This is a genomic window from Gemella sp. 27098_8_92, assembly GCF_041433685.1.
GTDB lineage: Bacteria > Bacillota > Bacilli > Staphylococcales > Gemellaceae > Gemella.
This window is the reverse complement of record NZ_JAPWBZ010000003.1, coordinates 25656-47092: the sequence shown is the minus strand read 5'-3', so window position 1 is coordinate 47092 and position 21437 is coordinate 25656. Positions and strand designations below refer to the sequence as shown.

The 21437-nt window shown below is 30.9% G+C and carries 22 protein-coding genes; 16 read left to right on the top strand and 6 right to left on the bottom strand.

The features are described 5' to 3' along the window. The first annotated feature begins 11 nt into the window (after positions 1 to 11). The 5 genes from smpB (at position 12) to O3802_RS02655 (ending at position 6649) form a co-directional block, all read left to right on the top strand. Positions 12 to 476, top strand: a complete 465-nt coding sequence (gene smpB / locus O3802_RS02675; protein ID WP_371458183.1) for an SsrA-binding protein SmpB — start codon at positions 12 to 14, stop codon at positions 474 to 476. Between the two features lie 541 nt (positions 477 to 1017). Continuing rightward, on the top strand, positions 1018 to 2670 hold the full coding sequence (locus tag O3802_RS02670) for an L-lactate permease (RefSeq protein WP_371458182.1): 1653 nt from the start codon (positions 1018 to 1020) through the stop codon (positions 2668 to 2670). Between the two features lie 244 nt (positions 2671 to 2914). Beyond that, complete coding sequence (gene typA, locus O3802_RS02665; protein WP_371458181.1) at positions 2915 to 4759, top strand: translational GTPase TypA; 1845 nt, start codon at positions 2915 to 2917, stop codon at positions 4757 to 4759. A 254-nt stretch (positions 4760 to 5013) separates the two neighbouring features. Then, complete coding sequence (gene yedF / locus O3802_RS02660; protein WP_371458180.1) at positions 5014 to 5355, top strand: sulfurtransferase-like selenium metabolism protein YedF; 342 nt, start codon at positions 5014 to 5016, stop codon at positions 5353 to 5355. A gap of 103 nt (positions 5356 to 5458) precedes the next feature. Beyond that, positions 5459 to 6649 (top strand): cobalamin-independent methionine synthase II family protein, encoded by a 1191-nt coding sequence (locus tag O3802_RS02655; protein WP_371458179.1) that lies wholly within the window; start codon positions 5459 to 5461, stop codon positions 6647 to 6649. A 22-nt stretch (positions 6650 to 6671) separates the two neighbouring features. Here O3802_RS02655 and O3802_RS02650 read toward each other — a convergent pair whose 3' ends face one another. Genes O3802_RS02650 through O3802_RS02640 form a run of 3 tightly spaced genes read right to left on the bottom strand, consistent with a single transcriptional unit; the run spans position 6672 to position 7687 of the window. Continuing rightward, positions 6672 to 7259: a hypothetical protein gene (locus O3802_RS02650; protein WP_371458178.1), complete on the bottom strand. Its 588-nt coding sequence runs from the start codon at positions 7257 to 7259 to the stop codon at positions 6672 to 6674. A gap of 16 nt (positions 7260 to 7275) precedes the next feature. Continuing rightward, a complete protein-coding gene (locus tag O3802_RS02645) occupies positions 7276 to 7482 on the bottom strand; it encodes a hypothetical protein (RefSeq protein WP_371458177.1) in 207 nt (68 codons plus the stop codon). A 1-nt stretch (position 7483) separates the two neighbouring features. Continuing rightward, on the bottom strand, positions 7484 to 7687 hold the full coding sequence (locus O3802_RS02640; protein ID WP_371458176.1) for a hypothetical protein: 204 nt from the start codon (positions 7685 to 7687) through the stop codon (positions 7484 to 7486). Positions 7688 to 7858: 171 nt separating this feature from the next. Between O3802_RS02640 and O3802_RS02635 the strand changes: the two genes are divergently transcribed. The 4 genes from O3802_RS02635 to mtrB all read left to right on the top strand — a co-directional run bounded on the left by O3802_RS02635 (position 7859) and on the right by mtrB (position 10196). Beyond that, positions 7859 to 8869 carry an NAD(P)H-dependent glycerol-3-phosphate dehydrogenase gene (locus tag O3802_RS02635; protein WP_371458175.1) on the top strand — a complete coding sequence of 337 codons (1011 nt, stop codon included), beginning with the start codon at positions 7859 to 7861 and terminating at the stop codon, positions 8867 to 8869. A 186-nt stretch (positions 8870 to 9055) separates the two neighbouring features. After that, positions 9056 to 9328, top strand: coding sequence for an HU family DNA-binding protein (locus O3802_RS02630; protein ID WP_003144688.1), 273 nt, complete (start codon positions 9056 to 9058; stop codon positions 9326 to 9328). Between the two features lie 68 nt (positions 9329 to 9396). Further along, positions 9397 to 9957 (top strand): GTP cyclohydrolase I FolE, encoded by a 561-nt coding sequence (gene folE, locus O3802_RS02625; protein ID WP_371458174.1) that lies wholly within the window; start codon positions 9397 to 9399, stop codon positions 9955 to 9957. 32 nt (positions 9958 to 9989) lie between these two features. Beyond that, positions 9990 to 10196, top strand: a complete 207-nt coding sequence (mtrB, locus tag O3802_RS02620; RefSeq protein WP_004634222.1) for a trp RNA-binding attenuation protein MtrB — start codon at positions 9990 to 9992, stop codon at positions 10194 to 10196. A gap of 42 nt (positions 10197 to 10238) precedes the next feature. Here the strand turns inward: mtrB and O3802_RS02615 are convergent, their stop codons facing one another. Then, a complete protein-coding gene (locus O3802_RS02615) occupies positions 10239 to 11600 on the bottom strand; it encodes an NAD(P)/FAD-dependent oxidoreductase (protein WP_371458173.1) in 1362 nt (453 codons plus the stop codon). Between the two features lie 369 nt (positions 11601 to 11969). Here O3802_RS02615 and O3802_RS02610 point away from each other — a divergent pair, with 369 nt between their 5' ends. The 3 genes from O3802_RS02610 (at position 11970) to trxA (ending at position 14246) form a co-directional block, all read left to right on the top strand. Further along, positions 11970 to 12245, top strand: coding sequence for a GroES family chaperonin (locus O3802_RS02610; protein ID WP_371458172.1), 276 nt, complete (start codon positions 11970 to 11972; stop codon positions 12243 to 12245). Between the two features lie 8 nt (positions 12246 to 12253). Next, the gene (gene groL, locus O3802_RS02605; RefSeq protein WP_371458171.1) at positions 12254 to 13858 is read left to right on the top strand and encodes a chaperonin GroEL; all 1605 of its coding nucleotides are present in this window, start codon (positions 12254 to 12256) and stop codon (positions 13856 to 13858) included. Between the two features lie 82 nt (positions 13859 to 13940). Next, the gene (gene trxA, locus O3802_RS02600; protein WP_371458170.1) at positions 13941 to 14246 is read left to right on the top strand and encodes a thioredoxin; all 306 of its coding nucleotides are present in this window, start codon (positions 13941 to 13943) and stop codon (positions 14244 to 14246) included. 106 nt (positions 14247 to 14352) lie between these two features. Here trxA and glnA read toward each other — a convergent pair whose 3' ends face one another. Together glnA and O3802_RS02590 are read right to left on the bottom strand one after the other, a co-directional pair. Further along, complete coding sequence (glnA, locus tag O3802_RS02595; RefSeq protein ID WP_371458169.1) at positions 14353 to 15690, bottom strand: type I glutamate--ammonia ligase; 1338 nt, start codon at positions 15688 to 15690, stop codon at positions 14353 to 14355. A 35-nt stretch (positions 15691 to 15725) separates the two neighbouring features. Next, positions 15726 to 16109 carry a MerR family transcriptional regulator gene (locus tag O3802_RS02590; protein WP_371458168.1) on the bottom strand — a complete coding sequence of 128 codons (384 nt, stop codon included), beginning with the start codon at positions 16107 to 16109 and terminating at the stop codon, positions 15726 to 15728. A 501-nt stretch (positions 16110 to 16610) separates the two neighbouring features. Between O3802_RS02590 and O3802_RS02585 the strand changes: the two genes are divergently transcribed. The 4 genes from O3802_RS02585 (at position 16611) to O3802_RS02570 (ending at position 21369) form a co-directional block, all read left to right on the top strand. Further along, a complete protein-coding gene (locus tag O3802_RS02585; protein WP_371458167.1) occupies positions 16611 to 18242 on the top strand; it encodes a putative polysaccharide biosynthesis protein in 1632 nt (543 codons plus the stop codon). Then, entirely contained in the window at positions 18242 to 18949 is a 708-nt protein-coding gene (locus tag O3802_RS02580; protein ID WP_371458166.1) for a pseudouridine synthase, read from the top strand. The genes O3802_RS02585 and O3802_RS02580 overlap by 1 nt, the downstream gene beginning before the upstream one ends. Before the next feature lie 14 nt (positions 18950 to 18963). Then, the gene (gene pepV / locus O3802_RS02575; protein WP_371458165.1) at positions 18964 to 20361 is read left to right on the top strand and encodes a dipeptidase PepV; all 1398 of its coding nucleotides are present in this window, start codon (positions 18964 to 18966) and stop codon (positions 20359 to 20361) included. A 231-nt stretch (positions 20362 to 20592) separates the two neighbouring features. Beyond that, on the top strand, positions 20593 to 21369 hold the full coding sequence (locus O3802_RS02570) for a phosphotransferase family protein (RefSeq protein WP_281665832.1): 777 nt from the start codon (positions 20593 to 20595) through the stop codon (positions 21367 to 21369). Positions 21370 to 21437: the final 68 nt, after the last annotated feature.

The window sequence follows — 21437 nt, the reverse complement described above, 5'->3', positions numbered from 1 at the left end:
GGATAAAATCTATGAATAAAGAAGTAAAAGTAATAGCTCAAAATAAAAAAGCTAATCATGATTATTTTATAGAAGATACATATGAAGCCGGTATAGTATTAACTGGTACTGAAATAAAATCTATTCGTCGTGGTAGAATAAATCTGAAAGATTCATATTGTCAATCAAGGCGAGGAGAAATGTTTGTTTATAATATGCATATATCTCATTTTGAAGAAGGAAATAGATTTAACCATGAACCACTACGTGCTAGAAAGTTACTATTAAAGAAAAAACAAATAGCAGTTTTAACTAATGCACAAAATGAAGCTGGAATTAGTATTATCCCACTAAGATTGTATATAAAAAATGGTTATGCTAAATTACTAATAGGTGTAGCAAAAGGTAAAAAGAATTATGATAAACGTCATGTCTTGAAACAAAAAGAAGCTACTAAAGAGATAAATAGAGCACTAAAAGATAAACAGAGATATTAAAAAACAATTTATTATTTTATAACTTTCTAAAAACACATCGTTAAATGACTAAATAGATGTGTTTTTTTATTATAAGGACTATAATTATTTTAAAAAGATATATGCTATAAATAGCAATTTTTGTAGAAAGATGGTTGTGAAAATCTGTTATACTAAAAATGATTAATGTATTTCAAAAAGTAAATATCATTTTCTATGATAATAATGTATTTACAGAAAATCTTTATGAAACAATAAAAAAACGCTTTACATTTTTATGAAAGCGTGCTACAATATTAAATGTAAATAAATAAAGCATTAAATAAATGCCATGAAAATATATAATTATGCATCATAATAACTGAGAAATATAATAATCTATATACTACAGTCACAATATTGTTGTATAACTATACTTTATATTTGAATAGTATTTATGTTTAAATTTAAATAAAATAAAGTATAATAATATTTTTCAGATGATTTTTTAAAATAGTATTTTTTGGTAAAAAATAATGTTTTTATATAAACAAAATATATTTATAAAAGGAGTAGTGTATTCATGGAAAAATTCACTCAATTATTACAGCCGGTGGCTGATAATCTTTATATTTCTGCACTAGTTGCATTAATACCTATAGTTTTCTATCTTGTAGCACTTGCAGGATTTAAACTAAAAGGTTGGTTGACAGGGATGCTTACATTAATAGTTGCAATTGTAGTGGCGTGCTTATTCTTCAAAATGCCATTCCAATTTGCAGCAATGTCAACAGTTCACGGTATGGTTTACGGATTACTACCAATTTCTTGGATTATCTTAACATCTGTATTCTTATACAAAATGACAGTTAAAAGTGGTCACTTTGCAATTATCCGTGATAGTATTACATCATTAACTGATGACAGACGTATCCAAGCTTTAATTATTGCTTTTTCATTTGGAGCATTCTTAGAAGGAGCTGCAGGATTTGGAGCGCCAGTTGCTATCACAGCGGCACTTTTAGTAGGTTTAGGATTTAAGCCTTTATACGCAGCAGGTATCTGTATGGTAGCTAATACTGCACCAGTTGCTTTCGGAGCAGTTGGAGCACCGGTAACAGCTTTAGATGGATTAACTACATATGCTAACGGATCACCAATCCCTGCAACTGAAATTGCAGCAATGATTGGACGTCAATTACCATTAGTTTCTATCTTCATTCCATTCTATTTAGTATTAATTATGGCTGGATTCAAGAAAACTATGGAAGTTTGGCCAGCATTACTAGTATCTGGTGGATCATTCGCAATTGCACAATTTATAAGTTCTAACTATATGGGAGAACAATTGCCTGACATTCTTTCTTCATTAATTTCATTAATTTCAATCGTTGTTTTACTTCAATTCTGGAAACCTAAAACAACTTGGAGATTTGAAGGAGAAGAAGATCATGGAAACAAACAAGATGCACCAACGCATTCACTAAAAGATATTCTTGTGGCATGGTCTCCATTTGTAGTATTAACAGTAATTATCTTTGTATGGACATTAAAACCAGTTAAAGCATTCTTTAAAACAATTGCGCTTAACCCTAAAGTTCCACTTATTCACAACAATATAATCAACTCTATTTCTCATAAAGAAATTGCAGCTGTATTTAAATTAGACCTTATCGGTTCTATCGGAACAGGTATCCTTGTAGCAGCATTAATTTCTAAGTTTATTATCAAACTTAGCTGGAAAGATACATTCAAAACTTTTGTTGAAACATTTTCAGAAGTTAAACTAGCATTATTAACAATCTGCTTTGTAGTTGGATTTGCATACATCATGAATGCTTCAGGTATGTCAAACACTTTAGGATATGCTTTAGCAGCGACAGGAAAAGCATTCTTAGTATTATCACCAGCTCTTGGTTGGATTGGAGTATTCATCACAGGATCAGATACATCAGCTAACTTACTATTTGGTAAACTTCAACAAGTTACAGCTAGCCAAGTTGGTATGGATCCATTAGTTGCAGTAGCAGCCAACGCGTCTGGAGGGGTTGTTGGTAAAATGATTTCTCCACAATCTATTGCAGTTGCAGCAGCAGCGGTTGGGTTAGTAGGTAAAGAATCTGACTTACTTAAATTTACAGTTAAACACAGTTTCTTCTTACTAATTGTAGTGTGTATAATTGTTTACCTACAAGCTAGTGGAATACTTGGATGGATGATACCTCATCACCCATAATATAAGATAATAAATTGAATATAAAGAAGGTTGAGATTTTCTCAATCTTCTTTTTCTTTATCTATCATTTTTTTTGAATAAAAACTTTATAAAAAAATATTAGAATTTACTAGTATATTTATTTACAAGAGAAAAAAATAGTGGTATTATTGATAAGTTAGATTAATTATTTTGATGTATAATTATCTTAGTAAAAATACATTATATAAATTGTTTTATAAGTGAAATACACAAGGAGAAAGAAATGTCAGTAAAATTAAGAGATGATGTTAGAAATATAGCTATTATTGCTCACGTTGACCATGGTAAAACAACACTGGTTGATGAGTTGCTAAAACAATCAGGTATTTTTCGTTCTAATGAACATGTAGAAGAAAGAGCAATGGATTCTAACGATTTAGAAAGAGAACGTGGTATTACCATTTTAGCAAAAAATACTGCGATTGATTATAAAGGGAAAAGAATTAATATTCTAGATACGCCAGGGCATGCTGATTTTGGAGGAGAAGTTGAGCGTATTATGAAAATGGTTGATGGGGTTCTTTTGGTAGTGGATGCTTATGAAGGAACGATGCCACAAACTCGTTTTGTACTTAAAAAAGCTCTTGAACAGAATTTAAAACCTATTGTTGTTGTTAACAAAATTGATAAAGATTCTGCGAGACCTGAAGAAGTAGTTGATGAAGTTATTGATTTATTTATCGAATTAGGTGCCAATGATGATCAACTTGAATTCCCTGTTGTTTATGCTTCAGCAATTAATGGAACAGCATCTTTAGAAAGTGATCCAAGTCTACAAGATGAAAACATGCAATGCTTATATGATACTATCATTGATTATGTACCAGCACCAGTTGATAATAGTGATGAACCACTTCAATTCCAAGTAGCGTTATTAGATTACAATGACTATGTTGGGCGTATTGGTATTGGTCGTGTGTTTAGAGGAAGTATGAAAGTTGGAGAGTCTGTTTCTCTAATGAAATTAGATGGAACTGTTAAAAATTTCCGTGTAACAAAGATTTTTGGTTACTTTGGACTTAAACGTGATGAAATTCAAGAAGCGCATGCTGGTGATATAGTGGCGGTAAGTGGTATGGATGATATTAACGTAGGGGAAACAGTTTGCCCTACTGAGCATCAAGAAGCGTTACCTATACTTCATATAGATGAGCCTACTTTACAAATGACATTTTTAGTAAATAATTCACCATTTGCAGGAAAAGAAGGGAAATTTGTTACAGCAAGAAAATTAGAAGACAGATTAATGCAACAACTAGAAACTGATGTATCTCTTCGAGTTGAACCAAATAGTAGTGATTCTTGGATTGTAAGTGGACGTGGTGAGCTACATTTATCTATCTTGATTGAGAACTTACGCCGTGAAGGCTATGAACTTCAAGTATCTAAACCAGAAGTAATTATCCGTAATATTGACGGAGTAGATTGTGAACCAGTTGAACGTGTTCAAGTAGATGTGCCAGATGAAAGTGTAGGAGCTGTGATTGAATCTCTAGGACAACGTAAAGGTGATATGGTTGATATGCAAGCTGATGGAAATGGACAAACACGTCTTATCTTTAATGTGCCAGCACGTGGTCTTATCGGATATAGTACAGAATTTATGTCTATGACAAAAGGATATGGAATTATTAATCATACATTTGACTCTTATCAACCAATGCAAAAAGGTAAAGTTGGTGGCCGTAGAAATGGAGTACTTGTAGCATTAGAAAATGGTCAAGCGACAGCTTATTCAATTTCTAGTTTAGAAGATCGTGGTACGGTGTTTATCGAGCCAGGCACAGAAGTTTACGGAGGTATGATTGTAGGAGAAAATAGTCGCGAAAATGATTTAACGGTAAATATTACAAAAGCAAAAGCTCAAACGAATGTTCGTTCTTCTACAAAAGATCAAACGGTAACTCTTAAAAAAGCACGTATTATGACATTAGAAGAAAGTTTAGAGTACCTGAGTGATGATGAGTATCTAGAAGTAACTCCTGAATCAATAAGATTACGTAAAAAAGAATTAGATAAAGCAACGCGTGAAAAAGCAGCACGTAAAGCTAAATATGCAGAAGAATAAATTCAATAAAAAAAGAAACTTTATAATATAGAGTTTCTTTTTTTATTGAAAAAATATAATTTTATATTATATATCTATTTACCTATAAATAAAGAAATGTAAGTATAGTATTTTATTATATTTATTATATTCTAAAATATAATAAAATATATTGATTTATAAAATTCTTGATAAGGTTATAATCCTTATGTTATAATATTCATAGATATTAATCTAAAAATATAATTAAACAATTTATAAAAGGAGGCGTTATTATGGCTTTAAAATACGACGTTGTAATAAAAACAACAGGAATGGGAAGTGGAGAACAAGAATTAATAGATAATTTAATGAAAGGGTTCATTCATGTTCTTTCTCAAAAAGAACATTTACCACAACATATTGTTTTTTATGGTGAGGGAGTAAAATTAACTACTAAAGGATCTGAATCACTAGAAGATTTACTAGAATTAGAAAAACGAGGTGTTAGAATTCTTTCATGTGGAATATGTCTAGATTATTATGATTTAGATGATTACCTTAAAGTAGGTGGAACTACAACAATGTCAGAAGTTATAGATATAATGACTAATAGTGATCTAGTAGTTGAACCATAATAATGTTATAAGGCTAGTTGATATAATGAATGAATCACGAGAGATTAACGGAAAGGTGATAACAATATATTGCTAGCCTTTTATTTTTAATTAGGAGGTATATATGACGAAATTTAAACCTTTTACAACAACTTTAATAGGTAGTCTTCCGAGAACTAAAGAACTACTATTATTAAAAGAAAGTAGTAATAATAGTTCGAAATATGAAAAAGCGTATAAAGAAAAATTATTTGAAGAAACTCGCAGAGTAGTTGAATTACAAAAAGAATGTGGAATTGATGTAATAGTAAGCGGTGAGTTAAATAGAGATAATTATATGAGTTATGTGGCTGAAGTCGTTGATGGTATAAAATTACTTAATATGGAAGAAGTAATGTCGTTAACTAATAATACTGATAATTTTAGCAAGAGTCTAGAAGAAATGGATGCTGCAGACGATACGATGAATAGCCCTATATGTTTTTCAAAACTTGATACAAAAAAGAGACTTAATGATTTTGAATTTGGTATCTTAAAAGAATTAGTAGATGGCGATATGAAATGCACCTTGCCAAGCCCATATTTATTAACACGTTCAATGTGGTTAAAAGAAGTAACAGGAAAAGTTTATGATGGGCGTCGTGAATTGGGAGAAGATGTTGTAGAACTTTTATGTAATGAAATACGTGAATTGGTAGAAAGTGGAGCCAAAATAATTCAAATTGATGAACCTATTTTATCAGAGGTAGTATTTACTAATGAAAAAGCAGATAACTCTTTTTACTGAGGTGCCTTATCAGAAAAAGTCAAGGTTGACAAAGAGTTAAAATTTGCAAAATCATTGCTGACGCCTGTACTTGCAGAAATTAGAAAGTATGAAGGTGTCACCAGTGCAATGCATGTATGTCGAGGGAATTGGACTACAGATGAGAGTGTTTTACTACATGGTGCATATGATAAATTAGGTAAGTTTTTTGATTCGCTAGATGTAGATATGTTAGCACTAGAATTTTCAACACCGCGAGCAGGAGAAATAGAAAAACTATTCTTTAATAACTTCTTAGATACCAAGATAATTCTAGGGTTTGGTTGTATTAACCCGCGAAGTGAACGAATTGAATCTGTTGAAGAAATAGTTGAAAGGGTAGAGGAAGTTTTACAGTTTCTTCCACCTGAAAAAATTTGGTTAAATCCCGATTGTGGTTTTGCAACATTCGCTAAGCGACCGTTAAATCCGTATCCGATTATCCAAAAAAAATTGAAAAATATGGTTGCAGCAGCACAAATATTGAGAGAAAGATACTACAAAAATTAAAGGAGCTAATTAATTAGCTCCTTTAATTTTTAATTTCTAAATTCCCATCTTTAAGAGAGATATTATCGCCTTCTTTTACTTCATCATACTGTTCTTTAGTGACGGTAACGTATTTTGTTTCCCCATCTTTAGTTTTTATTTCAAGCATATAAACAGGTACCTTACTATCTTTAACATTATCTACCAATTCTTTTTGTTTATCACTAGCATGAATATGATTACGAGAAGCTGTTGAATTAAATAGTGTATACCATAAAAGTGTATTTGTTATACTACTTCCTGAGAAGAAACCACTGCTGTAATTATTATTTAAATAGTCTGTATATTGTTTTTTGTAACCTTTATTATTATAACTATTATAATTTTTGTTAAAAGTCCCTTTAGAATTTTTAGGGCTTGAGTTAGAAGTAGGTTTATTGCTAGGTGTTTGAGAACTTGGTTTTGCATTCGGTTTGCTGCTGGTAGGTTTGCTACTTGGTTTTGTTGAAGGACGCGGAGTAGAGCTTCCTTTAGCATCTGCAACATGAATATTTGTTATACCAATTGAAGAAAATATAAGTGTAAGAGAAAATAAAATTTTTCCTAGTTTTTTTAATTGTTTATTCTTCATAAAATATAACCTCTTATTAATTATTATTTTCAGTACTACGCTTAGCAATAACGGTACCTTCAATATTTTCATTAGAATTTGTTTCATTTTTCACAGTGTTTTCTATATTCGTTTTATCCTCAATGTTATCTGAATTAGTGTTATTGTTAAAGTAATAATATATGCTGATTGCTAGCAGAGAAATAATTAATAGTGTAGTAAAAATTTTAAAAAATCTAACCATATTAGAATCCTCCTAGAGTATATCCTTTCAAGTCTAATGCACGTTTTAGTCTATCGTATTCTGATGCAGGAACTTCTAGTTCTTCATTATTGACTTGGCTAATAGTTGCATAATCATCATTTAAACCTTTCCAAATATCAACAATATTATCAAGATTTAAAAGCCCGCGAGTGCCGTCAATTAGTGTTATTTCAAACCAATTCATAAAAAACAATCTCCTTTTAAAATTATGATTTTATTATATCATAGCTTTATCCAAAAATGTAGTAGACAAAGTTAAGAGAAGTAAAAGATTTATTTATAAAGAAAAATTAATGTATATTTTATAAAAATTTGATATAATTAAATAAATAGTAAAAAATAGTGAGGACGAGAAATGAAAGTATCTGTAATTGGTTCAGGAAGTTGGGGGACAGCCTTGTCGCAGGCAATAGTTGACAATGGGCATGAATTGCTACTGTACGCTAGGACAGAGAAAGCTAGAGATGAAATTAATATTGAGCATACAAATAAAAGATATTTGAAAGATGTCGTGTTACCCAATGGAATTGTAGCCACATCTGATTTAAGTGAGGCAGTTATTTTTGCTGATGTAATAGTGATTGCAGTACCTACGAAAGTTATGAGAGAAACAGCTAGAAAAATAAATGAATATTTGAAAAAGCCGAAATACGTTATTCATGTTTCTAAAGGATTGGAGATGGAAACTAATAAAAGAATGTCGGAAGTTATAAAAGATGAAATAGCATCTGATAAGCTAAAAGGGGTAGGTGTTTTAAGTGGTCCATCCCATGCTGAAGAATTAATCCTTCGAAATCCTACAGTAGTTGCAATTGCTTCTGATAATGACGAATTGAATAAACTGGCACAAGAAATTTTCCATAATAAATATTTTAGAATATATGTTAATAAGGATATTATTGGTGTAGAAGTAGGTGGTGCACTAAAAAATATAATAGCGCTTGGTTGCGGTATGATAGATGGAATGCAATATGGTGATAATGCTAAAGCAGCCTTACTTACGCGGGGGTTAATAGAAATAACGCGACTTGGTAAAAAACTAGGCGCAGATGAAATGACATTTTTAGGTTTAGGTGGAATTGGGGATTTAGTTGTTACCTGTACATCAACGCATTCAAGGAATTATAACTGTGGATATTTAATAGGAAAAGGTTATACTTTAGAAGAAGCAATTAAAAAATTAGATATGGTTGCAGAAGGCGTAAGAACTACAAAAGTTTGTTATTTTCTGTCTAAAAAATATAATGTTTATATGCCAATTACCGAAAATATTTATAAAGTTCTGTATGAGGGGTTAAGTATTAAAGATTGTGTTAAGAATTTAATGAAAAAAATGGCCGCTGAAGAACTAAATAAATTTGAATAAATAGGTTGTTAAATTGAAAATATTATGAGAAAAAGCTAGATTTTTAAGGGGAATTTGTAAAAATATAGAAAAAATAGGTATTTTCGCTATTTTTCTTTAGTAAATCCTTGATTATTACTAATTTATATGGTAATATTTAATAAGTGCAACGGGTAACCGTTACTCAATAATGGAGGTAAAGAATTAATGAATAAATCAGAATTAATTTCAAAAGTAGCTGAAAAATCAGGACTACAAAAAAAACAAGCAACTGCAGCTATCGAAGCATTCGTAGAAACAGTTGAAGAAACTTTAGCTAAAGGTGAAAAAATCCAAATTATCGGATTTGGTAACTTTGAAGTTAGAGAGAGAGCTGCTCGTAAAGGTCGTAACCCTCAAACTAACGAAGTTATCGAAATCGCTGCAAGCAAAGTACCTGCATTCAAAGCTGGTAAAGCTCTTAAAGACGCAGTTAAATAATAAAAATTTAATTTTAAGAGGAGTTACTTACGGGTAACTTCTTTTTTTATAAAATTCGGAGGTTAATTTTGAAAAATAAGGAACAGTCACAACAACTAATAAAAACATTATTAGAAAATATAGGTGAAGATACTTCAAGGGCAGGTTTAATAGATACACCAAAAAGGTGTGTGAATATGTATGAAGAATTACTGTCTAAAACTAATGTAGATCCAAAAGAAGAAATTAATACGTTTTTCGAATCAGAGAATGATGAACCAATATTAGTTAAAGATATTCAATTTTATTCATTATGTGAACACCACATGTTACCTTTTTATGGGGTTTGTCATATTGCTTATGTTCCTAATAATAAAAAAATTACTGGTCTTAGCAAATTAGCACGTCTTGTAGAAAGTGCAAGCCGTAGACTTCAAATTCAAGAAGATATGACACTTATGCTAGTAAATGCGATAGAAGAGCAATTACAACCGAAAGGTGTATATGTAATTATAGAAGCGGAGCATATGTGTATGGCAATGCGTGGTATTAAGAAAATTGGCTCAAAAACAGTCACAAGTAAGAAAACCGGTATTTTCTTAGAAGACACAGAATTGGTAAAAGACATTCAATATAAAATTAAGTTATAATTTGAAGAATTGTAAAAAATAAGGAGTATATTATGAAAGAAACTAGTTATATTATTATAAGAGCAGAAGTTGATAATGTGAAGGTAATCACTAAGAAAACAAATAATGAAGAAGCTTTAGAAATATTAAATAAGGGAGAGGTCATTATCCTAAATGTGTTTGATAATATTGTTAATTTCAAAGTTCAAGGTAGAGCAAGAATAGTATCGAATTTAGACCAAGTAATTTCTGGTAATTAAAAAGTTCGTTGGAATTTTCCAACGAACTTTTTTAGTGTTTTATTAGAATAGTAATTTATCTGCTCCACCTAATTTATAATCAAGGGCTGCCATTGCAAGTACATTAATGAAGTGCCATGGGCGATCAAATTCTGGTTGGAAGAATATGTCAGCAAGAGCTAATTGTTCTAAAGTCCAGTCTGATGCGATAGCTATTGATAAAGCTGCGATAGCACTAGAAACGTCATGTTTAGACATTAATTGAGCCCCTAGAACTCTGTGTGTATCTTCATCGAAGTAGATTTTCATGTGAATAAGATTATTTTCTTTTCTCATAAAGTCTGGGTAAATCTTCTCCTCTACATATTTAGAAGAGACCTTACCATCATATAGGCTAACACCATTTTGTGATAATCCAGTACTCACGAATTTATAATCAAAGAATGATAATGCTGATGTACCATTAACAGCAGGCATTTTAGTTTTGATTCCCATAGCATTTAATGCTGCAATTACCCCTTGACGTCGTGCTAAAGTAGCAAGTGCAATTGGTAATTGACCGTGAGTAGGAGCGTACGGAAGAAGTGTAGAGTCTCCACCAGCATAAACATCTTTAGAAGATGTTTCTAAGTATTCGTTAGTTACAACAAAACCGCGCTCAGTTAATTCTAATTCTCCATTTAACCATGAAGCATCAGGGCGAACCCCAACTGACATAATTACTGTGTCTGCTTCATATTCACCTTTGTCAGTTATTACAGAAGTAACTTTCCCATTTTCACCTTTGAATGAAAGAACTTTCTCGCCGCCACGAACTTTAAGGTTGTGCCTAGAACCTTCTTCAGTAAGGATATCAGTTAGTTCTTGATCTAGGTATGTGTTTAAGATTCTTGGTGCGAAGTCAACGATTGTAACATCGATGCCATGTTTTGCATAAGATTCTGCAACTTCAAGACCGATATAGCCACCACCTACAACTACTGTTTTTTTACTTTTTTGCATACAATCGTATACTGCTTGAGTATCTTCTGGTCCGCGGAATGTATGAATATTCTCTAATTCTATTCCTTCAAATGGTGGTTTAATTGCTGCGCCACCTGGGCTTAATAATAATTTATCATAACTTTGTTTTTCTTCACCAGTTGGTGTTTTAACAATAATATATTTTTCTTTTGTATTTAATCCTATAACGTCGCTATTGCAGTGAATATTGATACCTTGTTCAGCATAAGATTTTTCTGTTGCAAAGTGTAATTCTGATAATGCTTTAGATGTCCCATCTAAATAAGATTGACTACCTCATCCCATAAAAGAAGCGCTAGAGCCTCTCTCATATAAATGAATATCAGCATTTTTGTCATTTTTTAAAATAGTTTGAACTGCTTCATATCCGAAGTGCGATGTTCCAACAACTATATATTTCATTGTTTTTCCTCCTGTACCTATAAATTATAATTAGGTGTATTAATATACATTTTAAATTTTAACATGAAACGCTTTTATATAAAAATAATTTGTTTAAAAAAATAAAATAATTATATAGCTAATTAGTAGAAGTTTTTTATAATTTAAAATATAACGATAAAAGTTAAATATAAATGCACTTAAAAAAATAAAAATCAATAATTTGACTTTATTTGACTTTTGTTTTATTATGGACAGTAGAAAAATCTTTTTTATTATATATAAAGAATATATATAAAGAAGATTTTATTAATAAATTATTTATTTTGCTTTAAAGTTAATATGATATATAATTATTAATGACATAATTTTAAAAAAGAGGTAATAGAAATGATTAAACCGTTATTTGACAATGTTTTACTAAAAAAAATTGAGGTAGAGAAAGCGACAACTAGTGGAATTGTCTTGGCTTCTAAAGAGGATACATCTAACACTGGAATAGTAGTAGCGTTGGGTGAGAGTTGTTTACTATCTACTGATAATGAAGGAGAACTAAGTACAGGAAGTAAAGTAGTTTTTTCTGATAAGTATAAAAAAGTAGATTTTGAAGGACAAGAATATTATTTAGTTAATGAAGAGGAAGTTCTTGCAATAATAGAAGATTAGGAGGATATATGGTTAAAGAGTTAAAATTTTCAGAAGATGCACGTCAATCAATGAAGCGTGGTGTTGATAAGCTTGCTAATGCTGTTAAAGTAACATTAGGACCTAAGGGGCGTAATGTTGTGTTAGATAGAAAGTTTGGATCACCACTAATCACAAATGATGGAGTATCGATAGCTAAAGAAATAGAATTAGAAGATCCTTATGAAAATATGGGGGCCAAATTAGTAGCTGAAGTTGCAAATAAAACTAATGAGATTGCAGGAGATGGCACTACTACAGCAACAATTTTGGCACAATCAATGATAACGGAAGGTCTTAAAAATGTAACTAGCGGGGCAAATCCTGTCGGGCTGCGTCGCGGAATGGAGCGTGCAGTCAAAGTTGCAGTTAAACGTCTTCGTGAAATTAGCGTAACTGTAGATTCTAAAGGTAAAATAGCTCAAGTAGGTGCTATTTCTGCTGCGGATGAAGAAGTAGGTAAGTTTATTTCTGAAGCAATGGATAAAGTAGGAAATGACGGTGTTATTACTATCGAAGAATCTCAAGGATTAGAAACTATGCTAGAAGTTGTAGAAGGTATGCAGTTTGACCGTGGATATCTTTCGCCATATATGGTAAGCGATACAGAGAAAATGCTAGCGGATTTAGACAATCCATATATTCTTGTTACTGATAAAAAGATTAATGCAGTTCAAGAAATTTTGCCAGTTTTAGAAGAAGTAGTTGCTGCTGCCAAACCACTTCTTATTATAGCGGATGATGTCGAACAAGAAGCTATAGCGACGTTGGTAGTCAACAAATTGCGCGGGACATTCAATGTAGTAGCTGTTAAAGCACCTGGTTTTGGTGAAAGAAGAAAAGCAATTTTAGAAGATGTTGCTATATTAACAGGAGCAACATTAATAACAGAAGACTTAGGATTAGATCTTAAGGATGCGAATATTACAATGTTAGGTAATTCATCAAAAGTAAATGTTACAAAAGAACGTACGATTATTGTTGATGGTAAAGGAAATAAAGAAGATATAGAAAGTCGTAAAAGCCAAATAAAATCATTATATGCAGAATCAACTTCAGAGTTTGATCGTGAGAAGCTACAGGAACGCCTAGCAAAATTATCAGGTGGCGTAGCTGTAATAAAAGTTGGTGCAGCGACAGAAACAGAACTAAAAGAGAAAAAACTACGCATAGAAGATGCACTTAATTCAACTCGTGCTGCGGTCGAAGAAGGAATTGTTGCAGGAGGAGGAACAGCTCTTGTTCAAGTGATTTCTGAAGTGGAAAAATTAGTAGCTACAGGTGATGAACAAACAGGTATAAATATTATTAAGAAAGCTCTAGAAGCACCGGTTCGTCAGATTGCAGAAAACGCAGGATTAGAAAGTAGTGTTATTGTTGAAAAACTAAAATCTGAAGAAATAGGAGTTGGTTTTAATGCCGCTACAGAAGAATGGGTTGATATGATAAAAGCAGGAATAGTAGATCCAACCAAAGTAACCCGTTCAGCGCTACAAAATGCTGCGAGCGTATCTAGTTTATTTCTATCAACAGAAGCAGTTGTAGCTGATATTACAGAAGAAGTACCTATGCAACCTCAAATGCCAATGATGTAGTATTCTTGAAAATGCAAAATAGTTGAATAAGTGGTAATATTATAATAAGATAGAATTATATAAAGAAAAAGGAGATAGAATAATGAGAGAGATTACAGATAAAGAATTTTTTGAATTATCAAAAACAGACAGTGTTAAGGTTTTTGACTTTTGGGCACCATGGTGTGGCCCTTGTAAAATGTTAGCCCCAGTGTTAGAGGAAGTTTCAAATGAGCTTACTAACATTGAGTTCTATAAAATTAATGTAGATGAAAATCAAGAAGCTGCTGGAGAATACGGAGTAATGTCAATTCCTACATTACTTATAATGAAAAATGGAGAAGTCTTAGAAGAAAAAACAGGTTACCAACCAAAAGAAGCATTAGTACAATTATTATCTAAATATTAATTAATAGTAAAAATCCCTAATTTTGAATTAGGGATTTTTTTAGGATAATAGTATTTGTATAAAAAATAAAAGGGAATATACTAATTGTATTAGTATCTAATCTATATTAATAATTTTTAAAATAATGATCAATTTCCCAGTCTGTAACTTGTGTTCTAAATGAATCCCATTCTATAGATTTTGCTTCGATAAAATTGAAGAAAATGTGATCTCCAAGAGCTTTTTTCATAATTGCCGAAGAACTTAGTTCTTTTAAAGCTGTATATAGAGTAGAAGGTAGCTCGTCTATTCCATTAGTAATTCTTTCTTCACGGGTCATAACATAAATATTGCTTCTTACCTCATTTGCAGGGATAAGCTTGTTTTCTATACCATCTAAACCTGCAGCAAGAATAGTAGACATTGCCAAATATGGATTAGCAGCTGGGTCAACAGATCGAACCTCTACACGTGTTGATTGTCCACGTGACGCGGGGACACGGACCAACGGAGATCGGTTAGAGGTTGACCAAGCAACGTAACAAGGAGCTTCATATCCGGGCACTAGACGCTTATAAGAGTTAACTGTAGGATTACAAACAGCTGTGAAGCTACGTGCATGTTTTAGAATTCCGGCGATAAAGTGCGAAGCAGTTTCTGAAAGACCGTTTTCGCTATTGTTATCGTAAAAACTATTTTCTCCATTGTTAAATAAAGAGACATTACAGTGCATACCAGAACCATTAATACCAAACATAGGTTTAGGCATAAATGTAGCATGTAAACCATGCTTTCTAGCTATTGTTTTTACTATAAGTTTGAAAGTTTGGATGTTATCACAAGCAGAAATTACATCATCATATTTAAAATCTATTTCATGTTGACCTGGTGCCACCTCATGGTGACTAGCTTCTATATCAAAACCAAGATTTTCTAACTCTAAAACAATATCACGACGTACGTTTTCCCCGAGATCCACAGGAGCCAAATCGAAATATCCGCCATTATCATTTAATTCCAAGCTAGGTTCTCCGTTTTCTTTAAGTCTAAATAAGAAAAATTCTGGTTCAGGGCCTAAGTTCAATGTGTCGAATCCTAATTCGTTCATTTTTGTCAAAATTCGTTTTAAATTACCCCTAGGATCTCCTGCAAAAGGTTTACCATCAACAGTGTATACATCACATATAAAACGTGCTACTTTACCATACTCACTATCCCATGAGAATACTAAAAATGTATTTAAATCTGGGTATAGGTACATATCACTTTCTTCAATACGAACAAATCCTTCTATAGATGAGCCATCAAACATCATTTTGTTATCCAAAACTTTTTCAATTTGACTTACTGGTACTTCAACATTTTTAATCGTCCCAGTAATATCTGTAAATTGTAATCTAATATATTTTACGTTTTCTTCTTTAATTTTTTTTGAAATGTCTTCTCTAGTAATTTTCTTAGTCATGTTAACTCCTTTTTTATTTGTGAAAAAATCTAACATTAAAATCTTTTCTTTTTATTATTATAAAATCTAGAAAGGTCTCCACGTCCTATAGAGCGCTCCCTAGGTAATCCACTAGGTCCAGCAAATATGTCGTTATGAATAATTTGACGTAATTGTGTAGTCTCTTTTGAAACTTCTTTTTCATTGATTATTTCATCGATAGCCTTCAAATTAAAGCCCTTTGTTAGTAAGTCTTTAATTGTTAGCAATTTATCAATGTCATTTAATGAAAATAATCTAGTATTTCCTTCGGTACGATTAGGAGTGAAAAGTTTCTTTTCTTCATAGTAACGAATTTGTCGTGCAGATAACTGTGTAATTTTTGTAACGACACTTATTGAAAAAACAGGAAGATTTTTTTGAAACTCTTTAAACCCCATCTAATCACCTCGCTTTAACTTTGTGGAATAAATATTTCTTACATATGTATCATAGCAAAAAAATATAATACTATAAAGTATATGTTAGAAAATATAACATATATATATATATAGATTATTTATAATTATAACATAAAAGTTAAATAATCTTTGGAAATAATGAAGAAAATTTTATAAAAAATAATATGATTTTTAATTGTGTTATATTTTTAATGAAGAATTTTCTAATAATTACAGAAATGTATTTAAAAATTTTAAAAATCATGATAGAATAGACTATATAACAAATAAGAAAGGGTAAACAGTATGGTAATATTTTTATCTGTTATTGTGTTCCTTGTCTCTTTTGTATTATTATTAGGAGCATATATTTTATTAGTTGCTAATAATAAAATAAAAAAGAGACGTATGGATAAGGTCTTAAAATTGATAGCAGCCTACAGTTTAGTCACAGCTTTAGTGTACTGTTATCAATATTTATATTTATAATTATGTTTGGAAGTGAAAAATTTGAAAAAAGATTCCTTGTTTAAAGGAACTGCAATGCTTAGTATTAGTTTAATATTAACGAAAATCTTAGGGGCAATTTATCTTATACCATTTTATCAAATAATTGGTGGAGAAGAACAAATGGCGCTCTACAATTATGGATATAGTTATTATGCAACAATTTTAGAAATTTCTGCTGCGGGGACACCTCTTGCAATAGCCAAATTAGTTGCAAAATATAATGCTATTGGAGCTTATAGTATTAGTAGAAGAATTTATAAAATGGGATCATTGTTACTAATAATAATGGGGCTAGTAGGTTTTTGTTTCTTATTTTTTGGCTCTGATTATATTTCTGAACAAATTTTGATAAGTAGTCAACAAAAATTTACACCAGAAGATGGAGCTTTAGTTTTAAAAAGTTTAAGTTTCGGGATACCGATAGTTTTAGTTTCAGCTGGATTTAGAGGGTTGTTCCAAGGGCATGAAGTAATGCTACCGTCTGCTATTAGCCAATTCATTGAACAAGTTGTCCGTATAGTCTTTATGCTAGGTGCAACATATGTTGTTGTTAAAGTTTTAGGTTATGGTATTGTTGAGGGGAATGTAACTGCAACATTTGCAGCAGCAGTAGGTGCAGTATTTTCCGTTCTTACTTTATTTTATTTTTATAAAAAATATAAAGTAAGTTTAGATTATAATATTATAGAGGATGAAGTAAAATTAGATATTTCCTCAGTAGAGTTAATAAAAGAATTTTTCTCGGTATCTATTCCTTTTATTTTTATAGTTGGTTTGTTTCCAATACTAAATATTATTGATCAACATAATTTTATTCATGGTATGACAGAAATAGGAAGAGCAGATATAGTAGATGGTCGTTTTTCATCCTTGCAACTTGTTAATAAAATAGTTATGATAGCTGTAGCTATAGCTCCAGCATTTTCTAGTACGTTTTTACCATCTATAACTAGATTATATGCTGTGGGAGAGAAGGCTGGCGTTAGTAACCAAATAAATAAAGTAGTGTTATCTTTAATGATGGTAGTATTGCCAGCATTGGTAGGGATGTACATTTTAGCGGATCCATTATATTCAGCATTCTATAGTAGGAACCTAATGAACTCGGAACTGTTAAGATTTTATTTGCCACTTGCAATATTATATTCTATTTACAGTTTAACAAGTGTGATAATGCAGGCAATAAATAAACAGATGATAAACTTAATTACAATAATCTTCGGACTAATAATTAAATATTTAACTATAAAACCATTGGTTATTATATTTGAGACTAATGGGGTTATATTGTCTTCTATCGTAACCTACGTAGTTATGATTATTATTAATTTAATTGTTATAAATGCGGAAGTAAGATTAAAAATTGTCGAATTTGTTAAGAAATTTATTATTCTAGCATGTAGTTGTTTTATAATGTTTATAGCAGTAGCAGCAGTTTATGAAGCTATAATATCAAACTTTGTATTAGAAGCAAAATTATCAAGTATGATATTAATCATTATTTGTGCTATATTAGGGGCGATAATTTATTTTTACAGTATTGTTAATATGGGATTTGTGGAATATTTATTTGGAAGAAAAATAACGTTGAAAACCCTTAAGAGTCTAAGGAGAAAGATATAGTGAGATTAGATAAATTCATAGGACATACTACTTCACTAAGCAGAGCAGAAGCAAAGAAAAGTATAAAAAAAGGAGTTTTAGTCAATGGTAGAATTGTTAAAACCCCAGATTTTAAAATAGATGAACTTAAGGATGAAGTTATAGTAGATGAAGAAAAGCTTATTTATCAAAAGTATATTTATATTATGATGAATAAGCCTAAGGATATAATATCTGCCACAGAGGATAATAAAATAAAGACTGTTGTTGATATTTTAGATGAGCAAGAACGTATTTTTAAACCATTTCCGGTAGGGAGATTGGATAAGGATACCGAAGGGTTAATGTTACTAACTAATGATGGGGATTTAGCACATAAACTTACATCTCCCAGAAAAGATATTGTAAAAAAATACTATGTTGAAGTATTTGGAACAGTAAAAGATGTGCATATTACATATTTTAAAGAGGGAGCAATACTTGATGATGGGTATAAATGTAAAAGTGCTATATTAGACATTTTAACCTCAAATGAAACTAGCAGTAAGGCTTATATTTATATAACTGAAGGAAAGTTTCATCAGGTGAAAAGAATGATGAAATCAATAGGTTGTGAGGTAACATATTTAAAAAGATTATCTATAGGGGAACTTGTTTTAGATGAAAATTTAAAATTAGGGGAATATAGATATTTAACAAATCAGGAACTAAAAAAATTAAAAAATTAATGGAGGGATATATTATGAATATCAATTTTAAACAAGAAGTTCAAAATCATAAGGAGGATCTACTAAAAGATTTATTTGAGTTATTAAGTATTCGTTCTATTTTAGGAACAGATATAACTGAAGAAACACCATTTGGTAGTGGACCAAGAGAAGCTCTTGATAAAATATTGTCATTTGGTGAACGTGATGGTTATAAAACTAAGTTAGTAGAAAATAAAGCAGGACATATTGAAGTGGGAGAAGGAGAAGAGTTATTTGGTATCTTAGGTCACGTTGATGTGGTTCCAGTGGTGGAAGCAGACTGGATTAGCCATCCTTTTAAACCAGAAGTACGTGATGGAAAAATTTATGCACGTGGTTCACTAGATGATAAAGGTCCAACAATGGCTGCTTATTATGCTGTTAAGCTTCTTGATAAATTAGGTGTTAAATGGAATAAACGTGTTCGTCTAATCATAGGTAGTGATGAAGAAACAGGATTCAGATGTGTTAAATCATATTTCGAACATGAAGAGCAACCAGCATTAGGGTTTACACCAGATGCAATGTTTCCTCTTGTATATGCAGAAAAAGCTCGTGTAACATTTGACCATAAATTAGATTTCAAACCTGAGGAAGGAAACTTTGATTATAAGCTTGTGAAATTAAATGGTGGACAAGTGCTAAATATGGTAGTAGCTAGTGCAAAAGCAGTTCTTAGTGGGAAAGCACAAGATATTGAAGAAAAATTTAAAAAATTCTTAGCTAGTGAAAAATTAGAAGGGGAAGTAAAAGTTTCTGATGTTATTACTTTAGTATTAAAAGGAAAAGCGGCTCATGGATCAACACCGCAATTCGGTATTAATGCAGCTACAAAACTAGCAGAATTTTTAAATACATTAAGTTTAGATATTAACGGTAAAAATTATGTAGAATATGTTGCCACACGTTTAGCTAACGACCCATTTGGTAAAGTACTAGGAATTGAATACTCTGACGATGAAATGGGAGCTTCAACATATAATCATGGAATTTTAAAATATGATTCAGTAGAAAAAATAGGTGTTATTTCAACAGACTGTCGTCATCCTAAAAACTTTGATTTAGTGTCTAAACTTGCAACATTAAAAGAGAAAAATATAGTTATAGAAGTAACAAGTACTAAGGAAGCTCACTATATTCCAAAAGATGATGAACTTGTTACAACATTAGTTGATGTATACAGAAAGCATACAGGAGATACTAAAAATGATGCTTTTGTACTTGGTGGAGGAACATACGCCCGTTGCCTTAAAAAAGGTGTAGCATTTGGTTTATTATTCCCAGGTAAACAAGATACAATGCACCAAGCTAATGAATTTCTAGAGATTGAGGATTTATTATTAGCAACTGCAATTTATGCGGAAGGTATATATAAACTTTGTTGTGAATAAAATTTTTTATAAAAATATTTATTTGTTCTAAGAAATTTTCTTTACTAGACAAGTTGAAAAAACATTCTCAAAGATATTTAGTTAAATGCTAAAAAGTTATAATTAAAATATCTTTGAGAATTTTAATTATGTAACAAAATAGTAACTTGAAAAACACATTCAAAGATTGTAAAATAAATAGTGCATTATAGTTTATATATGAGAATTTAAAGAAAGGAGTAGAAGTAAATTATGTCTAAAGAATATTATCAGATGGGCTGGACTTTAGATGAAAATTATGAAGAAGATTATTTTTGTTCACGAGATAATCGTCGTTATTTTATAAAAAAGAATACTACTCCTATGATTGCTACTCTTTCTGCGGAGGGTATAGTACCTCGCTTGCGTTGGACTAAAAGGATAAGTAATGGTGATGTTTTAATTGCTCAAGATTTTGAACATGGAAGAACGCTTGAGAAGGAAGATATGATAGATAAACGTATTCCTGAAATTCTAAAAAAAGTTCATACGTCTCCAAAGTTAAAAAAGATTATGAAGGCGCAAGGATATAAAGAAGAGACAGCTTCTAATTCACTTAATAATCTAAAAACCATTATTGCAGATGAATTGAGAAAAAATAAAAATGTAGTCGATGCATTAAACTATTTGGAGAATTTCTTGCCAGATGAAGATATAGAATATACTCCATGTCATACAGATCTTCATAAGGATAATTGGTTATTGTCTGACAAAGGAAAACTATTTTTGGTTGATTGGGAACATTCAATATTGTGTGATCCAGCAATAGACATTTCTTTTATATTATATCGCTATATACCACAAGAAAAGTGGGGAGAATGGTTGGAAATTTATGGGCAAGAACCAACGATAAAGTATAGAAGCAGATTAAAATGGTATATAACACTACAGTCTGTTATTATGATAGTTTGGTACCACGAAAAGAAACAGCTAACAGAGATGAATGCATGGTTAATATTTTTAAATAGCATTTTTAACGAATTTATATAAGCATTAAGAAGGAAAAACCTAATTAATGCTTTTATTTTTTTTATAAACGTTGTAAAATAGTATTTAGT

Excerpts from the sequence above, each read along its gene's own strand:
- O3802_RS02570 (WP_281665832.1), top strand. The coding sequence starts at position 20,593 with ATGTCTAAAGAATATTATCAGATGGGCTGGACTTTAGATGAAAATTAT.
- groL (WP_371458171.1), top strand. The coding sequence starts at position 12,254 with ATGGTTAAAGAGTTAAAATTTTCAGAAGATGCACGTCAATCAATGAAG.
- mtrB (WP_004634222.1), top strand. The coding sequence starts at position 9,990 with ATGAAAGAAACTAGTTATATTATTATAAGAGCAGAAGTTGATAATGTG.
- O3802_RS02635 (WP_371458175.1), top strand. The coding sequence starts at position 7,859 with ATGAAAGTATCTGTAATTGGTTCAGGAAGTTGGGGGACAGCCTTGTCG.
- glnA (WP_371458169.1), bottom strand. The coding sequence starts at position 15,690 with ATGACTAAGAAAATTACTAGAGAAGACATTTCAAAAAAAATTAAAGAA.
- O3802_RS02630 (WP_003144688.1), top strand. The coding sequence starts at position 9,056 with ATGAATAAATCAGAATTAATTTCAAAAGTAGCTGAAAAATCAGGACTA.
- O3802_RS02590 (WP_371458168.1), bottom strand. The coding sequence starts at position 16,109 with ATGGGGTTTAAAGAGTTTCAAAAAAATCTTCCTGTTTTTTCAATAAGT.
- O3802_RS02670 (WP_371458182.1), top strand. The coding sequence starts at position 1,018 with ATGGAAAAATTCACTCAATTATTACAGCCGGTGGCTGATAATCTTTAT.
- typA (WP_371458181.1), top strand. The coding sequence starts at position 2,915 with ATGTCAGTAAAATTAAGAGATGATGTTAGAAATATAGCTATTATTGCT.
- yedF (WP_371458180.1), top strand. The coding sequence starts at position 5,014 with ATGGCTTTAAAATACGACGTTGTAATAAAAACAACAGGAATGGGAAGT.
- trxA (WP_371458170.1), top strand. The coding sequence starts at position 13,941 with ATGAGAGAGATTACAGATAAAGAATTTTTTGAATTATCAAAAACAGAC.
- O3802_RS02650 (WP_371458178.1), bottom strand. The coding sequence starts at position 7,259 with ATGAAGAATAAACAATTAAAAAAACTAGGAAAAATTTTATTTTCTCTT.
- O3802_RS02610 (WP_371458172.1), top strand. The coding sequence starts at position 11,970 with ATGATTAAACCGTTATTTGACAATGTTTTACTAAAAAAAATTGAGGTA.
- smpB (WP_371458183.1), top strand. The coding sequence starts at position 12 with ATGAATAAAGAAGTAAAAGTAATAGCTCAAAATAAAAAAGCTAATCAT.
- O3802_RS02645 (WP_371458177.1), bottom strand. The coding sequence starts at position 7,482 with ATGGTTAGATTTTTTAAAATTTTTACTACACTATTAATTATTTCTCTG.
- pepV (WP_371458165.1), top strand. The coding sequence starts at position 18,964 with ATGAATATCAATTTTAAACAAGAAGTTCAAAATCATAAGGAGGATCTA.
- O3802_RS02640 (WP_371458176.1), bottom strand. The coding sequence starts at position 7,687 with ATGAATTGGTTTGAAATAACACTAATTGACGGCACTCGCGGGCTTTTA.